Raw genomic sequence first — 22,116 nt, 5'->3', positions numbered from 1 at the left:
ACCGATCCACACAACTGCTTGTTGAGATTTCTCTTCCAGAGTGCGGGGTCCTTGTTTCGGTCGTGTATCTCCGTCGTTTCAACTTCAAACCGATGTTGAGACCTGCAACTCCTGTTGTAGTCTCGAGTCGGTCGAGGATGCGCCTCGATCGGAGAGGCACCTCGATGGACGCACGATCGACGCAGATGGCGACCGATGGCGGCGGAGACGCCTTCATCCTGCGGATGCTGGAGCAGGTCGTCGCCACCCTCGGATCGGCTCTGCCGACGACCGTGGAGATCGTGCTGCACGACCTCGCGCGGATCCCGAACTCGATCGTCGCGGTCTCCGGCGACGTCACGAACCGCCGGATCGGCGACCCTGCCACCGACGTGCTGCTGCAGGCGGTCGTCTCGGGCTCCGACGACTCGATGGTGGGCTACCAGACCCGGCTGCCCGACGGCCGCGAGCTGCGATCCTCCACGCACATCGTGCGCAACGCGGCCGGGCAGCGCATCGCCGCGGTGTGCGTGAACGCCGACGTCTCGGCGTGGCTGCAGATGCGCGACCTCGTGACCCGGGTGCTGCAGCCGCTCTCCGCGACGCACACCCTCCCTGAGGCGCCTGCGTCTCCGGTGCCGACGTTGCGGCCCGTCGAGCAGGTCGCGGAGCCCGTAGGCGAGCGCTTCCCGCACGACGTCGACGAGCTCGCCGCGCATCTCCTCGCGTCGGCGATCGACGAGATCGGCATCCCCGTCGACCTCATGAAGAAGGAGCACAAGCTCGCGGTCGTCGCGCAGTTGCGCGAGCGCGGCATGTTCCTGCTCCGCGACGCCGTCGAGATGGTGGCCGGCCACCTCCAGGTGACGCGATTCACGATCTACAACTACCTGAACGAGATCGAGCGCACGAGCGGGGCCGAGAGTGCCTGAGCTCCAGGCCACCGTCGACGCGCTCACCGTCCAGGCGCTCCGCGCACGCGGTGGCGAGGCCTGGGCTGCCGTCCCCGAGCATGCCATCGCCGCGTGGGTCGCCGAGATGTCGTTCCCCGTCGCGCCGGTGGTGCGCGACGCCCTCGCCGACCTCGTCGACCGCGGCGAGCTCGGATACGTGTCGGCGCAGCGACGCCGCACCTACGAGGAGGCGGTCGCAGGCTGGTACGGCAGGGAGCACGGCCATCGCATCGACCCCGACCACGTGCACGCCGTGGGCGACGTCATCGAGGCGTACCGCAAGGCGCTCGCGTCGCTGCCCGGAGGTGCGCACGTCGTCGTGCCCGTGCCGTCGTACCCGCCGTTCCTGTTCGTCGCTGCCGAGGAGGGGCGCCGCGTCGTCACCATCCCGTCGAGCGCCGAGGACGGCATCGATCTCGATGCCCTGGACGCCGCCCTCGCACCCGACGCCCTCCTGGTGCTGTGCAATCCCAGCAACCCGTTCGGCCGCGTCTCGACGCGCGACGAGCTCGCGACGATCGCCGAGGTCGTCGAACGCCGCGGCGCACGCGTGCTCGCCGACGAGATCCATGCACCGCTCGTGCTCGACCCGCAGGTGGCGCACGTGCCGTACGCGTCCGTGAACGCCGCCGCCGCGGCGCACTCGATGACCGCGTTCTCTGCGTCGAAGGCATACAACCTGCCGGGTCTCAAGAGCGCGGCTCTCATCACGGCGAACGAGCGCGACCAGCGGTGGTGGACGACGCTCGGCGCGATCCCCTCGCACGGCGCGAGCATCGCGGGGATCGTCGCCAGCACGGCGGCGCTCGACGACGACGGCGGCTGGCTGGCCGACGTGCGCGCCTACCTCCTGGGCAACCGCGACCTCGTGCATGCGACGCTTCGCGAGATGCCGGCGCTGCGCGCCACGCCGCCTGCTGCGACCTACCTGCAGTGGGTCGAGCACGTGGAGGGCAGCACCGGCTCGCCGACGGCTGCCCTCGCCGCTCGCGGACTCGTCGTCACCGACGGCGCGGCGTTCGGTGGCTTCGACCACGCGTTCCGTCTGAACTTCGCATTGCCGAGGCCCGTGCTCGTGCGTGCGCTCGCGATCGTCGCCGAGACCTTCTCCGCCGCGTCCGCGGTCGCGCGCTGACGGCGTGCCGCGGGCACAGCCGACTCACCTACCCCGATCGAGGAGCCTCATCATGTCCCACTACGCCGACCCTTCCGACGCCGACTACACGCGCGTGTACAAGTCCGAGACGCCTGAGATGCTGAAGGCGTTCCTCGCGTTCGACCGGGCCGTGTTCGCCCCGGAGGGCACTGCGCTCTCGCTGAAGCACCGCGAGCTGATCGCCGTGGCCGTCGCGTTGACGACGCAGTGCAGCTACTGCATCGAGGCGCACACGCAGAACGCCGTGGCCGCGGGTGCGACCCAGCAGGAGATCGCCGAGACGTCGTGGGTCGCAGCTGCGATCCGGGCAGGTGGCGGGTTCGCGCACGGTCGCATGGCCTTCAAGTTCGCGGAGCACGCGCACGCCGTGTGAGTGCACGGGAGCCTCGCGCGGCGCGGCCAGCATCCGCCCTCGATGCAGCGGGGGCCGTCGTCCAGCAGCCGCTCGTGATGCGCCGGCCAGCGGGCGATCGCCGCGCGAGACCCTCGGGCTTCGATGGGATGACGGACCGCATCCGCCGTGGGCGAACGCGCCCTCGGAATGAGACGGACCCCTCCAGCGTCTACTTGAGCGTACGACGCTCAGATCCCTAGACTTGAGCGCAGCAGACTCACGTTTCATTGGAGGCAGGATGCCCTCGTTCCCCGGTCCCAGCGGATCCTTCGACGACTTCCTCGCTCGGCTCCTGCAGGCGCAGGGCGCCGGCAGGCAGGTCGACGTGTCGCGGCTGCTCACGCGCCGCGCGGCGTCGATCCTCGCTCGCGCCGTCGAGGGCGCGCGCGAGCACGGCCACCAGGACGTCGACGCCCTGCACCTGCTGCAGGCCACCGTCGCCCACCCGCAGGTCGCCGAGGCCATCCGCGCCGTCGGCGCCGACACCGACGCCATCGCGTCGGCCGCCGAGGAGCGCCTGCCCGCCGAGGCGGAGGCGACCGAGGGCCCGCAGGTGCTCACGGCGGGCGCCCAGCGCGTGCTGCGCGACGCCTACCAGGTGGCCCGCGCGAACGGTGCGAGCTACATCGACCCCGAGCATCTGCTGTTCGCCTTCGTCCTGGCGCAGGACACCGTCGGCGGACGCATCCTCGACGCCGCCGGCGTCTCGCAGGAGTCGCTCGGTCGCGCCATGGCCGAGGCGCAGCGCACGGGCGCCGAGCGCGGCCAGCAGGCGACGCAGCGCGACGGACGCGCGATCGACCCCGAGTCGACGACGCCCACGCTCGACGAGTTCGGCATCGACCTCACGGCTCGCGCCGCGGACGGCGGCATCGACCCCGTCGTCGGCCGCGCCGACGAGATCGCGCAGACCATCGAGATCCTCGCGCGCCGCACGAAGAACAACCCCGTGCTCATCGGCGAGGCCGGCGTCGGCAAGACCGCGATCGTCGAGGGCCTCGCCCAGGCGATCGTCGACGGCGACGTGCCGCCGCAGCTCGAGGGCAAGCGCGTCGTCGCGCTCGACATGACGGCCATGGTCGCCGGCACCCGCTACCGCGGCGACTTCGAGGAGCGCATCGGCAAGGCGATGGACGAGATCGCGGCGAACGCCGACGGCCTCGTCGTCTTCATCGACGAGCTGCACACGATCCTCGGCGCCGGTGGCGGCGAGGGCGGCATGGACGCGGCGAACATCCTCAAGCCCCGCCTCGCCCGCGGCGACCTGCACATGATCGGCGCCACGACGCTCGCCGAGTATCGGCGCATCGAGAAGGATGCGGCGCTCACCCGCCGCTTCCAGCCCGTGCACGTCGCCGAGCCCTCCGTCGAGGACGCCGTCGCGATCCTCCATGGACTCCGCCCCGCGTACGAGCAGCACCACGCCGTCCGCTACACGGACGAGGCCATCCGCGCCGCCGTCGAGCTGTCGCACCGCTACGTCACCGACCGCTTCCTGCCCGACAAGGCCATCGACCTCGTCGACCAGGCGGGCGCACGCCTGCGACTGCGACTCGGCCGCGCGGTCGACGTCGCCGCGCTGCAGGCGCAGCTCGCGACGCTCGAGGCCGACAAGTCGGCCGCGATCGAGCGCGAGGACTACGAGGAGGCGTCGCGCGTGCGCGACCGCATCGCCGAGGTCGTCGCCGAGCTCGACGGCACCCGCGCGCCGGCGTCCTCCGACGGCGCCGTCGTCGACGAGGCCGCCATCGCCGAGGTCGTCTCACGCGCCACGGGCATCCCGGCCGCGGCGCTCGGCGACGACGACCGCACGCGCCTGTCGCGGCTCGGCGACGAGCTGCACGAGCGCGTCGTCGGCCAGGACGACGCCGTCGAGGCCGTCGCTCGCGCCATCCGGCGCTCGCGCTCGGGCCTCGGCGACGAGACGCGCCCCATCGGCTCGTTCCTCTTCCTCGGCCCCACCGGCGTCGGCAAGACCGAGCTCGCCAAGACCCTCGCGGCCTCGCTCTTCGGCGACGAGCAGGCGATGGTGCGCTTCGACATGTCGGAGTTCGGCGAGCGCCACACCGTCTCGCGGCTCATCGGCGCCCCTCCCGGATACGTCGGGTACGACGAGGCGGGCCAGCTCACCGAGCGCATCCGCCGCCGCCCGTACTCCGTCGTCCTGCTCGACGAGATCGAGAAGGCCCACCCGGACGTCTTCAACCTGCTGCTGCAGGTGCTCGAGGACGGCCGGCTCACCGACGGCCAGGGACGCACGGTCGACTTCCGCAACACGGTGGTCATCATGACGTCGAACGTCGGATCCGAGACGCTCGCGAGCCGATCGGGTGCGATGGGCTTCGTGGCGCACGGCGGCTCGGGCTACTCCGAGCACGAGCTGCGCGCCCGCGTCATGGGCAGGCTGCGCGAGGCGATGCGACCCGAGCTGCTGAACCGCATCGACGAGATCGTGCTGTTCCGCGCCCTCGAGCGCGAGCAGCTGCAGTCGATCGTCGGCCTGCTGCTCGCCCAGACGTCGGGTCGTCTGCAGCGGCAGGGCATCCGCATCGACGTCGACGAGGCCGCCATCGCGTGGCTCGCCGAGCACGGCTACGAGCCCGAGTACGGCGCGCGGCCGCTGCGCAGGCTCATCCAGCGTGAGATCGACGACCGCGTCGCCGACCTGCTCGTCGGTGGAGCGGTCGGCGAGGGCGGTGCCGTGGCCGTGACGGTCGGCGAGGGTGCGCTCGTGGCGAGCGTCGCAGAGCGCGGCGCCGTCGAGGATGCGAGGATCGCGGCATGACCTCCACCGAGACGCATGAGCCCGCGGCGACCGAGCAGGGCCTGACGGTCTTCGGCGCCGAGTGGTGCCGCGACTGCCGACGCACGAAGGCGCAGCTCGACGGGCTCGGCGTGCCCTACCGGTACGTCGACCTCGAGGCCGAGCCCGACGCCGTCGAGGTGGCGCGCGAGATCTCGGGGAGGACGCAGATCCCCGTGGTGCTCTACCCCGACTCCACCCACCACGTCGAGCCGTCGAACGCCGACGTCGACGCCAAGCTGCGCGAGCTCGGCCTGCTCTGAGCCGGCCGGCACCGAGGGCATCCAGGCGCGCATGGCATCGTGATGCCATGCGCAGGACACGACGAGCGGCAGCCATCCGGCTGCCGCTCATCGCGTTCGCGGCCCTGTCGGGTGCGCTGCTCGTCGGCTGCGCGAGCGACGCCGACGCCGGCGGAGGCATCGACCTGCTGGGCGACGGGGGCGGCGAGGGCACGGGCTCCTGGCCGACGTCGGTGCCGAGGCCCGACCTGACGCTCGTCGAGGAGACCGACCTGCTCATCGCCTTCACCGCGACGTACGACCTCGGCGGCGGCTCGGTGGATGCGTACGTCGCCGAGCTCGAGTCGGAGGGCTTCACGACGCAGGGCCAGTCGACGTACGGCGACGGCAGCCACGTCGTGCTGCTCGAGGTCGAGGGCGATCGCCTCTACGTGACGATCACCGACGCCTGACCGCGTCGCATCGTCGCTCGGTCTCCGCTGCGCAGGCGATCCGCGCGCGTCAGCGACCGCGGAAGGTGGGGGTGCGCTTCTGCTGGAACGCCGCGAAGCCCTCGCGGTAGTCGTCCGAGCGGGCGAGGCGAGCCTGCGCCCGCGTCTCGTGGGCCATCGAGCGCCACAGACCGAGGCGCTCGTCGCGCAGCTCGCGCACGAGCTCCTTCGACGCGCGGAAGGCGAGCGTCGCGCCGGATGCCGCGTGGGCGGCCGCCGCTCGTGTGGCGTCGAGCACCTCGTCGTCGGGCAGCGACTGCGAGAAGAGCCCGGCGGCGACCGCCTCGGCGCCGGTCATGAGCCGCCCCGAGTAGATGAGGTCGAGCGTGCGATGCGTGCCGAGGCGCTCGACGAACAGCGCGTGGCCGCCGGAGTCGAGCGTCGCGCCGAGGTTCGCGAACGGGCTGCCGATCTTGGCCGACTCGGCGACGTACACGACGTCCGTCGCCACGAGCAGACCGAGGCCGACGCCCAGGCACGCGCCGTGGGCGGCCGCGAACGTCGGCGCGGGGAAGGCGGCGAGGTGCTCGAGCAGCGGCTGCACGCGGTGGCCGAGGAAGCCCTGCACGTCGTCGGTGGCGGGATCGACGCCCGAGATGTCGCGGCCGGCGCAGAACGACGGCCCCTCGCCGCGCAGCACGAGGGCGCGCACGCCCGCCGACTCCGCGTCGGCGACGGCCATGGCGAGGTCCTTGATCGCTGCCTCGTCGAGGGCGTTCCGCCGCTCGGGGGCGTCGAGCGTGATCTCGGCGACGTCCTGCTCGATGGTGAGGTCGATCATGCTGCTCCTTCGCGCTCGCGCCTCCATCCTCTCGCGTGCGGCGGAGGTGCGCGACCGGCTGGCTACTGCTGCTGCGGGGGATCGGCGGACGGATTCGCCTGTCCGTACGGCGCGGGCTGACCGTACCCGGCCTGCTGCTCGTCTCCGATGGGCTGGCCGTATCCGATGGGCTGGCCGTATCCGGCCTGCTGGCCGTATCCCGGCCCGGCCTGCTGGCCATATCCCGGCCCGGCCTGCTGGCCGTATCCGTACGGCGCCGGCTGGCCGTACGGATGCGGCTGCGCGTGCACGGGGTACCCCTGGGGAGCCTGCCCGTAGCCAGCCGGCCCGTACCCCGGATGTCCGTACGGGAGCTCCTGCCGCGTCGGCAGCGCGCAGAGGACGTTCCAGACGATGCCGAGCCCGGCGAGGCCGAGCAGCAGCAGCCACGGCGAGAAGCCCGCGTCGCGCAGGCGTCGCGCCGCGATGGCGTAGCCGGGCAGCAGGAACGGCAGCGAGATGCCGAGGATCGCGATCCAGGGCACGACGGTGACGGCGAGGATCGCGCCCGGGTCGGGTCGATCGGACGAGGCGACGCCGATGAGCGAGACCATCCAGATCCCGACGATCACGAAGGCCAGGATCGTCGTGATGATGGAGATGCCGAGCTGCGCCCACCAGAACTCGCCCCGGCTCGCGCGGCCCTGGAAGACCACGTAGCCCTTCCAGTAGCGGACGAAGGCGTCGCGGAAGCCGATGCCGTAGACGGGCACGCCGACGGGGACGTCGGTCGAGGGGGAGGACATGCCACCATCCTCTCGATCGCACCTGGGCGGCCCATCCATCGCCCGCAGCCGGACGTGACGACGGCCCGGATGCATGCGCATCCGGGCCGTCGATCGAGCGTTCGACGCTACTGCTGCTGTCCGTACGGGGGCTGCTGCGGCGGCTGCTGCTGTCCGTACGGCGGCTGCTGCTGCGCCGACGACGGCGGCACGGGCGGGTACGACTGCTGCGGCTGCTGCTGGCCGTAGCCCTGCTGCGGCTGCTGACCGTAGCCCTGCTGCGGCTGCTGGCCGTAGCCGCCCTGCTGGCCGTACGCGGTCGCGGGCTGGCCGTAGCCGCCCTGCGACGTGCCGGCGCCGTCCTTCGTGGGCAGCGCGCACATGATGAGCCACACGATGCCGAGGCCGACGAGGCTCAGCAGCAGCAGCCACGGCGAGAAGCCGGCGTCGCGCAGGCGGCGGGCGCCTGCGGCGAGCACGGGGATCGTGATGACGAGGCCCACGAGGCCGACGATGATGCTGGCGATGATCGTCGCGATGGGGGCGGGCACGGTCGTCGCGTAGGGATCGGAGTACACGGCCGTCGAGATCGCGGCGATCTCGATGCCCGAGATGATGCTCACGATGATGCCGAGGACGATGCCGATGATGGCGACGGCGAGGTAGCCGAACCAGAACTCGCGGCGCGAGGCACGGCCCTGGAAGGCGAAGTAGGACTTGAAGAGGCGCTTGACGGCGGGCATGAACCCGATGTCGTAGACCGGGGTCCCGACGGGCGCGTCGGCGTTCGAGATGCTCATGGGCCGATCATCCCGTGCGGCTCCTGGACGTGCGCTGCGCCTTCCGGCAACGGACGCTGAGTGCGAGGATGCGCGATCAGCCGTCGTAGTCGACGACGACGCGCTCGCCCTTCGGGTGCGACTGGCACGTGAGCACGTAGCCGCGCTCGATCTCGTCGGGCTCGAGCGCGTAGTTCTCGGTCATCGTGACGATGCCCTCGACGACCCGCGCCCTGCAGGTGCCGCACACGCCGCCGGCGCAGGCGAACGGCACGTCCTGCCGCACGCGCAGCGCGGCGTTGAGGATCGACTCGTTCGCCGCGACGGGGCTGTCGACGCTCGCCGACTGGCCGTCGAGCGTGAAGTCGAGCCGCCACGTCGGCTCGCCCGTGCGGACCTCGACGGGCCTGCCGGCATCCCCCTCGACGCGCTCGGGGCGGCCAGTCGTGAAGAGCTCGAATCGCACGTGGGCGGGGTCGACGTCGCGTGCGGCGAGCACGTCGCGGCACAGCTGCACGAGCTCGAACGGCCCGCACAGGAACCACTCGTCGACCGTCGCGGTCGGGATGAGGGCGTCGAGGATGCGCGTGAGGCGCTCCTCGTCGATGCGGCCCGAGAGCAGGGGCGCCGTGCGCTGCTCGCGCGTGAGCACGTGGTGCAGCGCGACCCGGCCGCGGTAGCGGTCCTTGAGGTCGGCGAGCTCCTCGACGAACATCACGTCGAGCTGCGAGCGGTTCGTGTAGAGCAGCGTGAAGCGCGAGTCGTGCGCCTGGGACAGGACGCGATGCGCGACGGCCATGAGCGGCGTGATGCCCGAGCCGGCGGCGATGCCGACGACGTGCGTGCCGGCGAGGTCGTCGAGGCCCGACGTGAACGTGCCCTGCGGGCTCATGACGTCGACGACCGTGCCCGGCTCGAGCGTCTCGTTCGCCCACGACGAGAAGACGCCGCCGAGGTCGCGCTTGATGGCGACCGAGATGCTCCCCGGGGTCGGAGGCCGGCAGATGGAGTACGAGCGACGCACCTCGCGACCGTCGATCGTCGCGCGCAGCGCGACGTGCTGGCCCGGCTGGTAGTCGAAGCGGCCGTGCAGCCGCTCGGGCACCGCGAACGTCACCTCGACGCTCTCGGCCGTGAGCGGACGCACCTCGGCGACCTCGAGCGCGTGGAACGAGCCTCGGCGCGACGTGTCGGCGGTGGGCGTGAGGTTCTGCGCGGCCATCTAGAGCACCTTGAAGAAGTCGAACGGCTCGAGGCACGCACGGCACTCGTAGAGCGCCTTGCACGAGGTCGAGCCGAATCGCGCGAGCTCCCGGGTGTCGAGCGAGTCGCAGCGGGGGCACTTCACGGCCATGGCGATGCGCACGGGGCCGTCGAGGTGCGGCGCCGTGCCGTTCGGCGGCGCGATGCCGTAGCGGCGCAGCTTCGCGCGGCCGTCGGCGGACATCCAGTCGGTCGTCCACGCGGGGGAGAGGGTGAAGTCGACGCGCACGTCGCCGTAGCCGGCGGCCGTGAGCTGCAGGACGACGTCGTCGCGCATCTGGTCGATGGCCGGGCAGCCGGAGTAGGTGGGGGTGAGCACGACGCGCACGCGGTCGCCGTCGCTCGCGACCGAGCGCAGCACGCCGAGGTCGGCGATGGTGAGCACGGGCACCTCGGGGTCGGTCACCTGCGCGGCGACCTCCCACGCGGCCCGCGAGGCGGCGTCGCCGTCGGCCTCGGGCGTCGCGGGGGTCGCGAGCGGCGCGCGGGTCACCACGACGCCCCCGGGTGCGCTCGTGCGAGCACCTGCATCTCGGCGAGCAGGTAGCCGAGGCGCGACGAGTGCATGCCCCGGCGTCCGCCGGCCATCGACGGCGCGACCTGCGGCATCGCGAGGTCGGCGGCGTCGAGGATGGCCTGGATGCGACCCAGCACGGGCTCGCGAAGGGTCGAGGGACGCACGGCGATGCCCTCGAGCCGGTCGATGACCGGCTCGTCGCGGAAGAGCTCGTCGACGAGCGGCCACACGTCGGTCAGCGAGCGCTCGATGCGCTCGCGCGAGAGCTCGGTGCCGCCTGCGAGGCGCAGGATCCACTGCGTCGCGTGGTCGAGGTGGTACGCGACCTCCTTCACCGACTTCGTCGCGATCGCGGCGAGCGCGGGGTCGGCGCTGCCTGCGAGGCGGCGGTAGAGCTCGAGCTGGAAGGCGGAGGCGACGAGCTGGCGCGCGATCGTGTCGCCGAAGTGGCCGTTGGGCGCCTGGAACAGCCACGCGCAGCGGAACGCGGGCTCGTCGCGCCAGTAGGCGAGATCGTCCTCCGAGCGGCCGTCGGCGGTGCCGGCGTAGCGCAGGAACGAGCGTGCGTGGCCGAGCACGTCGAGGCCGATGTTGCCGAGGGCGACGTCCTCCTCGAGCTCGGGCGCCCGCGAGATCCACCAGCCGAGCTGCTGCGCGAGCACGAGCGCGTCGTCGCCGAGCCACAGCGCGTACGCCGCGACGTCGGGGGTCGCGATCGAGCCGTCGGCGCCCGAGAGCTCGGCCGCGAGGTCGAGCTGGTCGACGCTCACGTCGCCGTGCGACTCCTCGCCCTCGACGCCCGTGGAGATGTCGTGGCCGCTCACAGGTGCTTCACGCCCTCGGTCTTCGTGTAGTAGATGGCGTGGCGGTAGTTCTTGCCCGCGGGGCTCTCGAACCACTCGCCCTTCTCGTCGGGATCGCTCGTCGTGATCCCGTCGGCCGGGGCGACCCAGATCGACACGCCCTCGCCGCGACGCGTGTAGAGGTCGCGTGCGTTGCGGATGGCCATGCTCGCGTCGGGCGCGTGGAGCGAGCCGACGTGCACGTGGCTCAGGCCGCGGTTGGCGCGCACGAAGACCTCCCAGAGGGGCCAGGCCTCGGTGCCGAGCTCGCCGGGGGTCGCCATCAGGCCGCCACCTGCTCGGTCGTCGCCTGCGTCGCGGCGTACGCGTGCGCCGCCTCGCGCACCCACGCGCCGTCCTCGTGCGCCTGGCGGCGGTGCTGCAGGCGCTGGGCGTTGCACGGTCCGCGACCGGCGAGGACCTCGTGGAACTCGGTCCAGTCGATCTCGGACATGTCGTAGGCGCCCGTCTCGTCGTTCCAGGCGAGGTTCGGGTCGGGCAGCGTGAGGCCGAGCACCTCGGCCTGCGGCACGAGCATCCCCACGAAGCGCTGGCGCAGCTCGTCGTTCGAGAAGCGCTTGATGTTCCACGCCATCGACTGCGCCGAGTTGGGCGACTCGTCGTCGGGCGGGCCGAACATCATGAGCGACGGCCAGTACCAGCGGTCGACGGCGTCCTGCGCCATGCGGTGCTGCGCCTCGGTGCCCTGCGACAGCTCGAGCAGGATCTCGAAGCCCTGGCGCTGGTGGAAGGACTCCTCCTTGCAGATGCGCACCATCGCGCGACCGTACGGGCCGTACGAGGCGCGGCACAGCGGCACCTGGTTGGCGATCGCGGCGCCGTCGACGAGCCAGCCGATCGCGCCCATGTCGGCCCAGGTGGGCGTGGGGTAGTTGAAGATCGACGAGTAGCGGGCGCGGCCGGCGATGAGCTGGTCGGTCATCTCCTCGCGGCCGATGCCGAGCGTCTGCGCCGCGGAGTAGAGGTAGAGGCCGTGGCCGGCCTCGTCCTGCACCTTGGCCATGAGGATCGACTTGCGCTTGAGGCTCGGTGCGCGCGTGATCCAGTTCGCCTCGGGCTGCATGCCGATGATCTCGGAGTGCGCGTGCTGCGAGATCTGGCGCACGAGCGTCTTGCGATAGGCGGCGGGCATCCAGTCGCGCGGCTCGATGCGGCCGTCGGCGTCGATGATGCGATCGAACTGCGCCTGCGCCGCCTGCTCGTCCGGGGACGGCTGGGTGGTGGACGCGCTCGCGGGGGCGAGTGGTGCGGTCATCGTCGGCTCCTCCTGCCTCGTCCGGGCCATCCGAGTGGATTACCGAACGATCGTTCAGTTACTATAGCGAAACGACGCGATCACGGCACCCCCCGAGATCGAGACGCCCGAGCACGAGGGAGTGCGGATGCCCGACGCAGCCACCAGCGAGACGACCGACGATCGTCGCGACGTCGCGACCGCATCCGGTCTCGACGGCGACGCGATCGCCGCCGCCCGCCCGCACACGCGGGCGATGCTGCTGCGCGACGCGGCCTCGGCCCTGCTGGGCATGCGCGTCGAGCGCGACGAGGACGGCATCGCCGTCGCCTCGCTCGTCGTGCGCCCCGAGCTCACGAACGGCTTCGCCATCACCCACGGCGGCCTCGTGTTCGCGCTCGCCGACACGGCGTTCGCGATCGCATGCAACGACGGGGAGTCCGTGACGGTGGCGCAGGGCGCCGACATCACGTTCCTCAAGTCCACGCACGTCGGCCAGACGCTCGTCGCCACCGCGACGCGTCGCACGAGCAGGGGTCGCACCGGCCTCTACGACGTGCAGGTCACCGACGAGACGGGCGACGTCGTCGCGGAGTTCCGCGGCCGCTCGTTCACCACGGCACGGCCGTTCCCCACCCCCTGATCACCCCTGGCGGCCGACCGGCCGGCGATGCCGCCCGAGCGCGCGGCGCGCACGACCGATCGACGCAGACGAAGGAGTCGAAGATGACGACGACGAACCCGAACGGCGCCATCGTCGCCGCGCGCATGCGCGTGGCCGCGACGCCCGTCGAGGAGCGCGACCCCGAGGAGCGCCTCGACCGCGCCGACCTCGAGGCCCTGCAGCTCGAGCGGCTCCAGCAGACGGTGCACCATGCCTACGCGAACGTGCCGCTCTACACCGCACGGCTCGACGCCGCGGGCGTCGCGCCCGCGGACATCCGCACGCTCGCCGACGTCGCCCGGCTGCCCTTCACGACGAAGGCCGACCTGCGCGACACCTACCCGTTCGGCATGTTCGCCGTGCCGATGGACCAGGTCGCCCGCATCCACGCATCCAGCGGCACCACCGGCAAGCCGACCGTCGTCGGCTACACGGCAGGCGACCTCGAGCGCTGGGGCGACCTCGTCGCCCGCAGCCTGCGCGCCGCCGGCATCCGCCGCGGCATGAAGGTGCACAACGCCTACGGGTACGGCCTCTTCACGGGCGGCCTCGGCGCCCACGCCGGCATCGAGCGCCTCGGCGCGACCGTCATCCCCATGTCGGGCGGCCAGACGGCCAGGCAGGCGCAGCTCATCTGCGACTTCGAGCCCGACGCCATCCTCTGCACGCCCTCGTACCTCCTCACGATCGCCGACGCGCTCGAGGCCGCCGGCGTCGACCCGCGCTCGACGAGCCTCAAGGTCGCGGTGCTGGGCGCCGAGCCGTGGACGAACGAGATGCGTCGCGAGCTCGAGGAGCGCCTCGACATCGACGCCGTCGACATCTACGGCCTGTCGGAGGTCATGGGCCCGGGCGTCGGCAGCGAGTGCGTCGAGACGAAGGACGGCCCGCACATCTGGGAGGACCACTTCCTGCCCGAGATCATCGACTCGGAGACCGGAGCGCCGCTGCCCGACGGCGAGATGGGCGAGCTCGTCTTCACCTCGCTGACGAAGGAGGCGTTCCCCGTGCTGCGCTACCGCACGCGCGACCTCACCCGCCTGCTGCCCGGCTCGGGCCGCACGGGCATGCGGCGCATCGAGAAGATCACCGGTCGCAACGACGACATGATCATCCTGCGCGGCGTGAACCTCTTCCCCACGCAGATCGAGGAGATCGCGCTCGGCATCGCCGACCTGTCGCCGCACTTCGTGCTCGAGCTCACCCGGTCGGGGCGCATGGACGCGCTCACCGTCGGCATCGAGCCGCACCCCGACGCGTCGGCGGCCGCGGCGGCGGACGCGGCCGACCTCCTGCGTGCGCAGGTGAAGGAGCGCATCGGCACGAGCGTCGACGTGCGCCTCATCGAGCCCGGTCACCTGCCGCGCAGCGAGGGCAAGCTCAAGCGCGTGTACGACCTGCGCGACTGACGGCGGGGGCGCGGCGCTCGAGCCCGGGGATCCGACCGGATCTCCGGGCTTCGTCGTGCGCGGATGCGGTGCCTCGTCGGAGGCTGCGGGGTCGTCGTCGTTGACATCTCGCGCGAGATGCGCATATCCTGCAATCCTGCGCAGGAATGCAGTTCCGACGCAGGGACGCACTTCACGACGATGTGAGAGGGCCCGACATGGGGATCGCCGACTCGGCACGCATGATGAGCGGCAGCCTGTCCGAGACCGGCAGGCGAGCGCTCGACCACCTGCTCGCAGACCCTCAGGCGATGTCGCGCCTGTCGGCTGCGCAGGTCGCAGCGCAGCTCGGGGTCCACGAGACGACGCTCATCCGCCTCGCCTCTCAGCTCGGCTTCCCGGGCTACCGGCAGTTCCGCGCGAGCCTCGCCGACGAGGGCTCCGAGCCCGTCACGAGCGCCGGCCGCATGCTGAGCCGCCCGGACTCCGAGTACACGCTCGCGGCACTCGTCGACGACGAGGTCGCGGCCATGCAGCGACTCGCCCGATCGGTCGCGCAGGACGAGGTCGATGGCCTCGCCACCCAGATCCTCGACGCTCGCGCCGTCTACCTCTTCGGCCCGCCGTACGCGGCGACCGCCCTCGACCTCCTCGCCCGTCGTCTCCGCCGCGTGGGCATCATGCCGGTCACGCTGCCGACGAGCGGTCGCCTCATCGCCGAGCACCTGACGTCGCTCACCGAGCACGACCTCGTGCTGTCCTTCGTCTTCCGCCGGCCCGACCCCCGGCTGTCGCGCATCAACGCCTACGCGGCGAGCATCGGAGCCGCCACGGCCGTGATCGCCGACGAGGAGGGCCTCGGGCTCGACCCTCGTCCCGATCGCCTGCTCGTCGCTCCCCGCGGCCCGCGCTCGAACCAGCGCTCCCTCGTCGTGCCGATCGTGCTCATCTACGCGCTGCAGTTCTCCCTCTTCCACCTGGCCAGGGAGCGGACGAGCGACGCGCTCCTGCGCCTGGACGACCTCGCACGGACGGTGGGCGACGATGAGCCTTCGCACTGGGGATGACGACGTGGTGGCGCTCGAGGACGTCACCGCCGAGTCCGAGTCGACCTGGAGCCCCACCGGCTTCCGGATCGCGAACATCGTCGGCGCCGCCCTCGCGGTCGCCCTCGCCGCTGCGCTGCTGATCGCGTCGCAGGAGTACGCCTTCCGCGTCCGCTCGCTCCCCGGCCCCGCCTTCTTCCCCGTCATCATCGGGGTCGCCATGCTCGGTCTCTCGATCGCCTGGCTCGTGCTCGCGCTGCTCGGCCGCTACCGGGTCGACGCCGACACGGAGCCGCCGCCGGATCGCTCCGCGATGGTGCGGGCGGTCGCATCCCTCGGCGTCGTGACAGCGAGCGCATTCGCGATGCAGCCGCTCGGCTATCCGCTGACGGTCGCCATCGCGGTCGCGATCCTCACCCTTTTGGCTCGAGGGAGGCTGCGAGCGGCCATCCCGACCGGACTGGGCTTCGCCGTCGTGAGCTTCCTGCTCGTCACCACGGTGCTGGGCGTCCAGCTGCCCACGGGCGTGCTGCGGCCGCTCCTCGTCGGGCTCCTCTAAGGCCCGTCCCACCCGAACCGAACCGGTCCCCGGACCCTCGGGCGCTCGCGCTCGCGATGAAAGGCGATGTCGACGTGGACATTCTCGCTCAGCTGCTCGCCGGCTTCCAGACGGTGCTCACCCCCGTCAACCTGCTGTTCGCGCTCGCGGGCTGCGTCATGGGCATGGTCGTCGGCATCCTGCCCGGGTTCGGCCCGCCGGCTGCCATGGCGCTGCTGCTGCCGGTGACCTTCGTCGTCGGGCCCGTGCCCGGCATCATCATGATCGCCGCGATCCTCTACGGCTCGATGTACGGCGGCACCATCACCGCCGTCCTGCTCAACGTGCCCGGCGAGCCGTCGTCGGTCGCGACGACCCTCGAGGGCTACGCGCTGGCGAAGCAGGGCCGCGGCGGCCCCGCCCTCGTCATCGCAGCCGCCGGCTCCTTCGTCGGTGCGACCGTCGGCATCATCGGCATGGTGCTGTTCGCACCGCTCGCGACGGCGGTGCTCGGCCTCGGTGCCCGCGACTACTTCGCGATCGGCGTGCTCGGCCTCTCGCTCGTCGTCGGCCTCTCCGGCCGCAACGTGCTGAAGGGCCTCGTCTGCGCGCTCATCGGTCTCGCGATCGGCCTCGTCGGTCTCGACCCCGTGCTGGGCACGCCGCGATTCACCGGCGGGATGCCGGAGCTCTTCGACGGCATCGACCTCGTCGCCGTCGTCATGGGCCTCTTCGGCCTCAGCGAGATGCTCATCGGCCTCGAGCAGCGCGTCTCCAAGGGCAGGCTGACGAAGATCGGGCGCATCGCGCCGACGCGGGAGGACTGGCGCCGGTCGGTCGGACCCATGGCACGAGGCAGCATCATCGGCTTCTTCGTCGGTCTGCTGCCGGGTTCGCCGGGCACGGCTGCCACGTTCTTCTCCTACGCGCTCGAGCGCCGCTGGTCGAAGGGTCGGCAGCAGTTCGGACGCGGCGCCATCGAGGGCGTCGCCGGACCGGAGACCGCGAACAACTCCCTGGGGATCGCGACCATGGTGCCGATGTTCACGCTCGGCATCCCGTCGTCGGTGACGATGGCGATCATGATGGGCGCGTTCATCGTCCACGGCCTCACGCCCGGTCCGCTGCTGTTCCGCGATCACCCGGACGTCGCGTGGGCGATCATCGCGAGCCTCTTCGTCGGCAACGTCATCCTGCTGATCCTCAACGTGCCGCTGATCCGCGTCTGGCTCTACATCCTGAAGATCCCGTACGCGGTGCTGTTCGGCATCGTCGTCGGGCTCATGATCCTCGGCGCGTTCCTCGTGACGGGCACTGCCCTCAACATCCTCGTGCTCCTCGTCTTCGGCGTCTTCGGCTACGTCCTGCGCAAGCTCGACGTGCCGTTGGCACCCATCGCGCTCACGATGGTGCTCGGCTCGATCCTCGAGGAGAACCTCGTGCGCGCCCTTCTGCTGTCGGACGGCGACGTCACGACCCTCGTCGGCAGCCCGTTCTCGGCGATCCTGCTCACCGTCGCCGCGCTCGCGCTCGTCGGGGCGCCGCTGCTGTCGATGGGGGCGAAGCGCCTCGAACGGCGCCGCCAGCGAATCGTCGACATGGGCGGACTGCCCACGGGCGCCGTCGCGACCCTCGACGCGGCCGACCTCGCCGACGCAGACCCCTCCGACCGCTCCTCCACCGACCGACCGACCCCCACCGCATCCAAGGGAGAATGACCATGGACCGACGCATCGCATCCGCCGCCTTGGCGGCGATCATCCTGCCCCTCGCGCTCGCAGGCTGCTCGTCGCTCACCTCGAGCGGGGACGGTGGTGGAGGCGGCGACGCCGCCGACTTCCCCGGCTCCGAGCCCATCACGATGATCGTGCCGTTCAGCGCGGGCGGCTCGTCGGACCTCATGGTCCGCGGCCTCGTGCCGTTCATGGAGGACGAGCTCGGCACGTCGATCATCGTCGAGAACACCGTCGGCGCCGGCGGGCAGATCGGCCTCACGTCCCTCGCGAACGCGACTCCCGACGGTCACACGATCGGGCTGACGAACCTGCCCTCCGCGCTCGCCTACGTCAACGAGGACCGCGGCGCGACGTACGACCAGGACAGCTTCGAGGCGCTCGCGACCGTCAACCGCTTCCGTGGCATCGTCGCGGCGTCGAGCACCGGTCCCTGGACCTCGATCGAGCAGGTCGTCGAGGCCGCCCAGGCAGCGCCGGGCACCATCACCGTCGGCGTCGACGGCCTCGGCGGCGACGACCACATCGTCGTCACGGCGTTCGAGGAGGCGGCGGGAGTCGACTTCACGATCGTGCCCTTCGACGACGGCTCGGAGAAGATGACCGCTCTCATCGGCAACCAGATCGACCTGTCGTTCGGCTCGGTGCCGACCTTCCGCGCGCAGATCGAGACGGGATCCGTCTCGGCGCTCGCCGCGCTCGACGCCGAGCCCATCGTCGGGCTCGAGGACGTGCCCACGACCGAGAGCCTCGGCTACGACGCCGTCTGGGAGTCCTACAACGTGCTCTCGGCTCCGGCAGGTCTCGACGCAGGCGTCCGCGACACGCTCGAGGCGGCGATCGAGGCGGCCAGCGAGGCCGCGATGCAGGACGCCGACTTCGAGGCGCAGATGACCAACGGCGGCTACGAGTTCGGCTTCCAGGACTCGGCGTGGACCAACGAGAAGTGGACCGACCTCGACGCCCTGTGGCGCGAGCTCGTGCCGCTGGCCCTCGCGCAGCAGTAGACGACCCCACGACGATCGAGGAGACACCCATGACGACAGCGGACATCACGGCGACGGCGGACCCGCGGCTCGCTCGCCTGCTCGAGCTCGGCACGAGCACGGTCTACGAGGGCACGGGGGAGGAATGGTGGGTCGAGCCGAGCATCCGGCCCGCCTGGCGCGGCGCCCGGCTCGTCGGCCCCGCCTTCCCCGTGCTCGCGGGCCCGGGCGACAACCTCGCCCTGCAGCGCGCGGTGCGGGAGGCGCCGAGCGGATCCGTGCTCGTGGTCGAGGCCGGCGGCGGACGATTCGGGCACTGGGGCGGCATCCTCACGGAGATCGCGCTGCTGCGCGAGATCGCCGGACTCGTCATCCACGGCACCGTGCGCGACATCGATGAGATCGAGGGTCTCGGCTTCCCCATCTTCGCGACCGGCATCGCGATGCGGCACGCGCAGAAGACCGATCCCGGCGTCATCGGGGAGCCGATCGAGCTCGCCGGACGCGCCGTGCGGCCCGGCGACGTCGTGGTCGCGGATGCCGATGGCGTCGCGATCGTCCCCGCCGACCGGCTCGACGAGGCGGTCGAGAACGCCGAACGACGGTTCGCGCAGGAGCGCGAGCGCATCGCGACCATCCGCTCCGGCGAGGTGCCCGCGATGAAGGTCGAGACGCCGGCGCATGGTTGACGCGTCCGCGCCGACGGGGTGGCTCGTCGGCGCGTACGCGGCTTCGCCGAGCCGCATCGGCTGGGACGCGGGGGCCGAGCGGACGTACCTCGACGCCGTGCGCGCCATGCCCGGCGTCGTCGGACTCGAGATCCCGTGGACGGGCGCGGGCCTCCACCTGCACGACGAGCCGTGGCTGCTCGCCTGGCTGCCGGCGGATGCGCAGATCGTCGTGACGACGGCACCGGAGACGTCCGCACGGCTGCGGGCGTCCGCGGCGTTCGGCCTCGCCTCCACGGATGCCGATGGGCGCCACGCCGCCGTCGACGCCGCCAACGCCCTGCGCGACGGGGTCCATCGCCTCCGCGACGCGCTGCCCGACGGCCGGGTCGTCGCAGTGGAGCTGCACACCGCGCCGCTCGCGACTCCCGGGGCGTCGTCGGCCGATGCGCTGCACGCCTCCCTGTCCGAGCTCGCCGCGCGGGACTGGGCGGGTGCGACGCTCGTCGTCGAGCACTGCGACGCATGGTCGCCGGATCGCGCGCCCGCCAAGGGGCACATGCGCCTCGAGGACGAGATCGCCGTCGCGGCCGATCTGCGACGGGCGGGGCTGCCGGTGGGGGTCTCGATCAACTGGGGCAGGTCCGTCATCGAGGCACGCGATCCGGACGGGGCGACGCGGCACGTGGCGCTCGCAGCCGATGCGGGCGTGCTCGAGGGCCTCGTCCTGTCGGGTGCCGCGCCCGAGGCGACCCCGCTCGGCTCCGCGTGGGCCGACGTCCACGTGCCGTTCGCGGACGGAGGCACCTACGCCTCGTCGCTGCTCACGTCCGAGCGCGCTGCCGCGGCGATCGCGCTGGCTCCGACGACGGCGTTCCGAGGCGTCAAGGTCGCGGCTCCGCCGACGGCGAGCCTCGACGACACGATCGCCGTCGTCGCCCATGCGCTCGCCGCGGCGGGCGCAGGTGCGCCTGCGTCGGCGTGAGCCGTCCTCGGTGAGCGCGACGCCGCGCTGGCGGCCGGCGCTCGCGACGCAGGCGCTGCTGCTGCAGGTCGCGTGGGTCGGCGTGCGCGTCATGCTCGGCTACCGCGCGCTCGAGCTGGGTGCGGACGCGCCGTTCATCGCCGTGCTCGCAAGCGCCTTCGCCGCTCCAGCGCTCGTCGGCTCCGTCCTCGTCGGCAGGCTCGCGGGCCGTGTGGGTGGCGCGGTCGTCGTCGCTCTCGGCTCGGTGCTCGTCGCGGTCGGCTGCGCGTTGCCGCTCTCGGCACCGACGCAGTCGTGGGTGCTGCTCGTCGCCGCGGGCATCGTCGGGCTCGGCAGCGTCGGCGTGTTCGTCGGACAGCAGACGTACGTCGCGAGCCGCACGCGTGGCAGGGCGAGCGACGGCGACTTCGGCACGCTCGCCACGGCCGGGTCGCTCGGGCAGCTCGTCGGCCCGCCCGTCGTGACGGGCGCCGCGGTGCTCGCGGCGACGCCTAGGGCGCCCGACACGACGATCGGGCTCCTCGTGTGCTCCATCGCGGCCGCGTGCTCGGTCCTCCCCGCGCTGCTGCTGCGAGCCGCGGACAGGTCGACCGCCTCGCAGGCTCCCGAGCCGGTCGCGCCACAGGGCTCGCTCGCGGTGCTGCGGACCCCCGGGCTCTGGCGGGCGATCCTCGTCAGCAGCGCGATGCTCGTGACGATGGACCTGCTCTACACGTTCCTGCCGGCGTGGGCGGCCGAGCGCGGCATCGACGCCGCGGTGGTCGGAGCGCTCCTCTCCTTGCGCGCGCTGGTCTCGGTGGCCAGCAGGCTCGGCCTCGCACGGCTCGTCGCGAGGTTCGGACGCAAGATGCTCATCGTCGTCTCGATGGCCCTCGGCGTCGGTGCGCTGGCGCTGCTGCCGATGTCTGACGCGACGGCCGCGATCGCCGTGATGGTCGCGCTCGGCATCTGCCTCGGGCTGCCGCAGCCCCTCACGCTCGCATGGGTCGTGCAGATCACCGCCGAGCGCGACCACGGCGCCGCGCTGGGGTTGCGGATGGCGGGCAATCGGCTGGGTCAGACCGCCATCCCGCTCGCGATGACCGCCGTCGCGGGCGCGTCGGGAGCGAGCGGCGTCATCTGGGGGAACGCGGCCGTCCTGGCCGTGGCGACGGTGCTGGCGGCGCTGTCGTCGCCCGGCGGCCCGCAGCCCGCGCGCCTCCGACGGTGAGCCGAGGCTTCCCCTCCCACCCTCCGGGCGCTACGATGTGAGAGCACACTCTCAGTTAATGGAACGAGGATGCGCGTGCGAGCGGCATCGCCGCCGGGTCGGACGTGCAGCACCTCCTTGCAGAAGGAAGCCCCCATGAGCGATCGGACGTACGCCCAGGCGGTCGCGGCCGGCATCTGGTCGAGCGGAGCCGACCATGTCGGCTACATCCCCTCGGTCACCGTCGCCCCCGTGATCCAGGCCCTCGTCGAGACCGACGGCGGTCGCGACGGCGTCTCGCCGCACGTGACGCCGCTGTCGCGCGAGGAGGAGGCGGTGGGCGTCCTCGGCGCGCTGCCGCTCGCCGGGCGCTTCGGCGCCGTCGTCATGCAGGACAACGGCTTCGGCAACAACCTCACCGCGCTGACGACCTTCTCGGTCTCGTACCACCTGCCGCTGCTCATCGTCGCGAACACGCGCGGCAGCCTCGGCGAGTACAACTCGATGATCCACTCGATCAGCCAGCACGTGCCGTCGATCCTGCGCACGCTCGGCGTCCCGATCGTGGAGCTGGACCGACGCTCCTCGACGGACGACTGGCACGACGTGGTCGCGGAAGCGGGCACCCACGCACGCATGACGTACCGACCGGTCGTCGTGCTCGCATCGTTCTGGAACACCGACGGGAAGGTGGCATGAC

At 72.0% G+C, this 22,116-nt stretch carries 24 protein-coding genes; 16 read left to right on the top strand and 8 right to left on the bottom strand.

The annotated features are described in order from the left end of the window. The first annotated feature begins 164 nt into the window (after nucleotides 1–164). From ABD249_RS14185 to ABD249_RS14160, 6 genes are all read left to right on the top strand, one after another. Nucleotides 165–911 (top strand): helix-turn-helix transcriptional regulator, encoded by a 747-nt coding sequence (locus ABD249_RS14185; protein WP_344344672.1) that lies wholly within the window; start codon nucleotides 165–167, stop codon nucleotides 909–911. Beyond that, nucleotides 904–2,067: an aminotransferase class I/II-fold pyridoxal phosphate-dependent enzyme gene (locus ABD249_RS14180; protein WP_344344670.1), complete on the top strand. Its 1,164-nt coding sequence runs from the start codon at nucleotides 904–906 to the stop codon at nucleotides 2,065–2,067. Before ABD249_RS14185 ends, ABD249_RS14180 begins: the two co-directional genes overlap by 8 nt. Before the next feature lie 52 nt (nucleotides 2,068–2,119). After that, nucleotides 2,120–2,461, top strand: coding sequence for a carboxymuconolactone decarboxylase family protein (locus ABD249_RS14175; protein ID WP_344344668.1), 342 nt, complete (start codon nucleotides 2,120–2,122; stop codon nucleotides 2,459–2,461). 259 nt (nucleotides 2,462–2,720) lie between these two features. Continuing rightward, nucleotides 2,721–5,267, top strand: a complete 2,547-nt coding sequence (locus ABD249_RS14170) for an ATP-dependent Clp protease ATP-binding subunit (RefSeq protein ID WP_344344666.1) — start codon at nucleotides 2,721–2,723, stop codon at nucleotides 5,265–5,267. Continuing rightward, entirely contained in the window at nucleotides 5,264–5,548 is a 285-nt protein-coding gene (locus ABD249_RS14165; RefSeq protein ID WP_344344665.1) for a glutaredoxin family protein, read from the top strand. The genes ABD249_RS14170 and ABD249_RS14165 overlap by 4 nt, the downstream gene beginning before the upstream one ends. Before the next feature lie 47 nt (nucleotides 5,549–5,595). Next, on the top strand, nucleotides 5,596–5,979 hold the full coding sequence (locus ABD249_RS14160) for a hypothetical protein (RefSeq protein ID WP_344344663.1): 384 nt from the start codon (nucleotides 5,596–5,598) through the stop codon (nucleotides 5,977–5,979). A 49-nt stretch (nucleotides 5,980–6,028) separates the two neighbouring features. Here ABD249_RS14160 and ABD249_RS14155 read toward each other — a convergent pair whose 3' ends face one another. From ABD249_RS14155 to paaA, 8 genes are all read right to left on the bottom strand, one after another. After that, nucleotides 6,029–6,799, bottom strand: coding sequence for an enoyl-CoA hydratase/isomerase family protein (locus ABD249_RS14155; RefSeq protein ID WP_344344662.1), 771 nt, complete (start codon nucleotides 6,797–6,799; stop codon nucleotides 6,029–6,031). A 62-nt stretch (nucleotides 6,800–6,861) separates the two neighbouring features. Beyond that, nucleotides 6,862–7,584: a DUF805 domain-containing protein gene (locus ABD249_RS14150; RefSeq protein WP_344344660.1), complete on the bottom strand. Its 723-nt coding sequence runs from the start codon at nucleotides 7,582–7,584 to the stop codon at nucleotides 6,862–6,864. A gap of 107 nt (nucleotides 7,585–7,691) precedes the next feature. Next, nucleotides 7,692–8,363, bottom strand: a complete 672-nt coding sequence (locus tag ABD249_RS14145; protein ID WP_344344659.1) for a DUF805 domain-containing protein — start codon at nucleotides 8,361–8,363, stop codon at nucleotides 7,692–7,694. Between the two features lie 76 nt (nucleotides 8,364–8,439). Continuing rightward, nucleotides 8,440–9,564: a 1,2-phenylacetyl-CoA epoxidase subunit PaaE gene (paaE, locus tag ABD249_RS14140; RefSeq protein WP_344344658.1), complete on the bottom strand. Its 1,125-nt coding sequence runs from the start codon at nucleotides 9,562–9,564 to the stop codon at nucleotides 8,440–8,442. Then, nucleotides 9,565–10,098: a 1,2-phenylacetyl-CoA epoxidase subunit PaaD gene (paaD, locus tag ABD249_RS14135; RefSeq protein WP_425546346.1), complete on the bottom strand. Its 534-nt coding sequence runs from the start codon at nucleotides 10,096–10,098 to the stop codon at nucleotides 9,565–9,567. Further along, nucleotides 10,095–10,946 carry a 1,2-phenylacetyl-CoA epoxidase subunit PaaC gene (gene paaC / locus ABD249_RS14130; RefSeq protein ID WP_344344656.1) on the bottom strand — a complete coding sequence of 284 codons (852 nt, stop codon included), beginning with the start codon at nucleotides 10,944–10,946 and terminating at the stop codon, nucleotides 10,095–10,097. Before paaC ends, paaD begins: the two co-directional genes overlap by 4 nt. Continuing rightward, a complete protein-coding gene (gene paaB, locus ABD249_RS14125; RefSeq protein WP_344344655.1) occupies nucleotides 10,943–11,248 on the bottom strand; it encodes a 1,2-phenylacetyl-CoA epoxidase subunit PaaB in 306 nt (101 codons plus the stop codon). The genes paaC and paaB overlap by 4 nt, the downstream gene beginning before the upstream one ends. Beyond that, the gene (gene paaA / locus ABD249_RS14120) at nucleotides 11,248–12,240 is read right to left on the bottom strand and encodes a 1,2-phenylacetyl-CoA epoxidase subunit PaaA (protein ID WP_344344653.1); all 993 of its coding nucleotides are present in this window, start codon (nucleotides 12,238–12,240) and stop codon (nucleotides 11,248–11,250) included. Before paaA ends, paaB begins: the two co-directional genes overlap by 1 nt. Nucleotides 12,241–12,367: 127 nt before the next feature. On the opposite strand from paaA, the gene ABD249_RS14115 reads away from it, so the two are divergent. The 10 genes from ABD249_RS14115 to ABD249_RS14070 all read left to right on the top strand — a co-directional run bounded on the left by ABD249_RS14115 (nucleotide 12,368) and on the right by ABD249_RS14070 (nucleotide 22,115). Next, entirely contained in the window at nucleotides 12,368–12,862 is a 495-nt protein-coding gene (locus tag ABD249_RS14115; protein WP_344344652.1) for a hotdog fold thioesterase, read from the top strand. Between the two features lie 83 nt (nucleotides 12,863–12,945). Further along, the gene (gene paaK, locus ABD249_RS14110) at nucleotides 12,946–14,292 is read left to right on the top strand and encodes a phenylacetate--CoA ligase PaaK (RefSeq protein ID WP_425546345.1); all 1,347 of its coding nucleotides are present in this window, start codon (nucleotides 12,946–12,948) and stop codon (nucleotides 14,290–14,292) included. A 197-nt stretch (nucleotides 14,293–14,489) separates the two neighbouring features. Then, nucleotides 14,490–15,338, top strand: a complete 849-nt coding sequence (locus tag ABD249_RS14105; protein ID WP_344344650.1) for a MurR/RpiR family transcriptional regulator — start codon at nucleotides 14,490–14,492, stop codon at nucleotides 15,336–15,338. A 4-nt stretch (nucleotides 15,339–15,342) separates the two neighbouring features. Further along, complete coding sequence (locus ABD249_RS14100) at nucleotides 15,343–15,876, top strand: tripartite tricarboxylate transporter TctB family protein (RefSeq protein WP_344344649.1); 534 nt, start codon at nucleotides 15,343–15,345, stop codon at nucleotides 15,874–15,876. 74 nt (nucleotides 15,877–15,950) lie between these two features. Further along, complete coding sequence (locus ABD249_RS14095; protein WP_344344647.1) at nucleotides 15,951–17,573, top strand: tripartite tricarboxylate transporter permease; 1,623 nt, start codon at nucleotides 15,951–15,953, stop codon at nucleotides 17,571–17,573. 2 nt (nucleotides 17,574–17,575) lie between these two features. Continuing rightward, complete coding sequence (locus tag ABD249_RS14090) at nucleotides 17,576–18,595, top strand: tripartite tricarboxylate transporter substrate binding protein (RefSeq protein ID WP_344344645.1); 1,020 nt, start codon at nucleotides 17,576–17,578, stop codon at nucleotides 18,593–18,595. Between the two features lie 29 nt (nucleotides 18,596–18,624). Then, nucleotides 18,625–19,263, top strand: a complete 639-nt coding sequence (locus ABD249_RS14085) for an RraA family protein (RefSeq protein WP_344344643.1) — start codon at nucleotides 18,625–18,627, stop codon at nucleotides 19,261–19,263. Continuing rightward, entirely contained in the window at nucleotides 19,256–20,227 is a 972-nt protein-coding gene (locus ABD249_RS14080; RefSeq protein WP_344344641.1) for a DUF4862 family protein, read from the top strand. Before ABD249_RS14085 ends, ABD249_RS14080 begins: the two co-directional genes overlap by 8 nt. A 10-nt stretch (nucleotides 20,228–20,237) precedes the next feature. Then, nucleotides 20,238–21,437, top strand: coding sequence for an MFS transporter (locus ABD249_RS14075; protein ID WP_344344639.1), 1,200 nt, complete (start codon nucleotides 20,238–20,240; stop codon nucleotides 21,435–21,437). 135 nt (nucleotides 21,438–21,572) lie between these two features. After that, entirely contained in the window at nucleotides 21,573–22,115 is a 543-nt protein-coding gene (locus ABD249_RS14070; protein ID WP_344344638.1) for a thiamine pyrophosphate-binding protein, read from the top strand. Nucleotide 22,116 lies beyond the last annotated feature (1 nt).

The sequence above is a fragment of the Agrococcus versicolor genome (assembly GCF_039531815.1).
Lineage (GTDB): Bacteria > Actinomycetota > Actinomycetes > Actinomycetales > Microbacteriaceae > Agrococcus > Agrococcus versicolor.
Note: the sequence above shows the minus strand (reverse complement) of the source record. Positions and strands in the feature narration are given on the sequence as shown.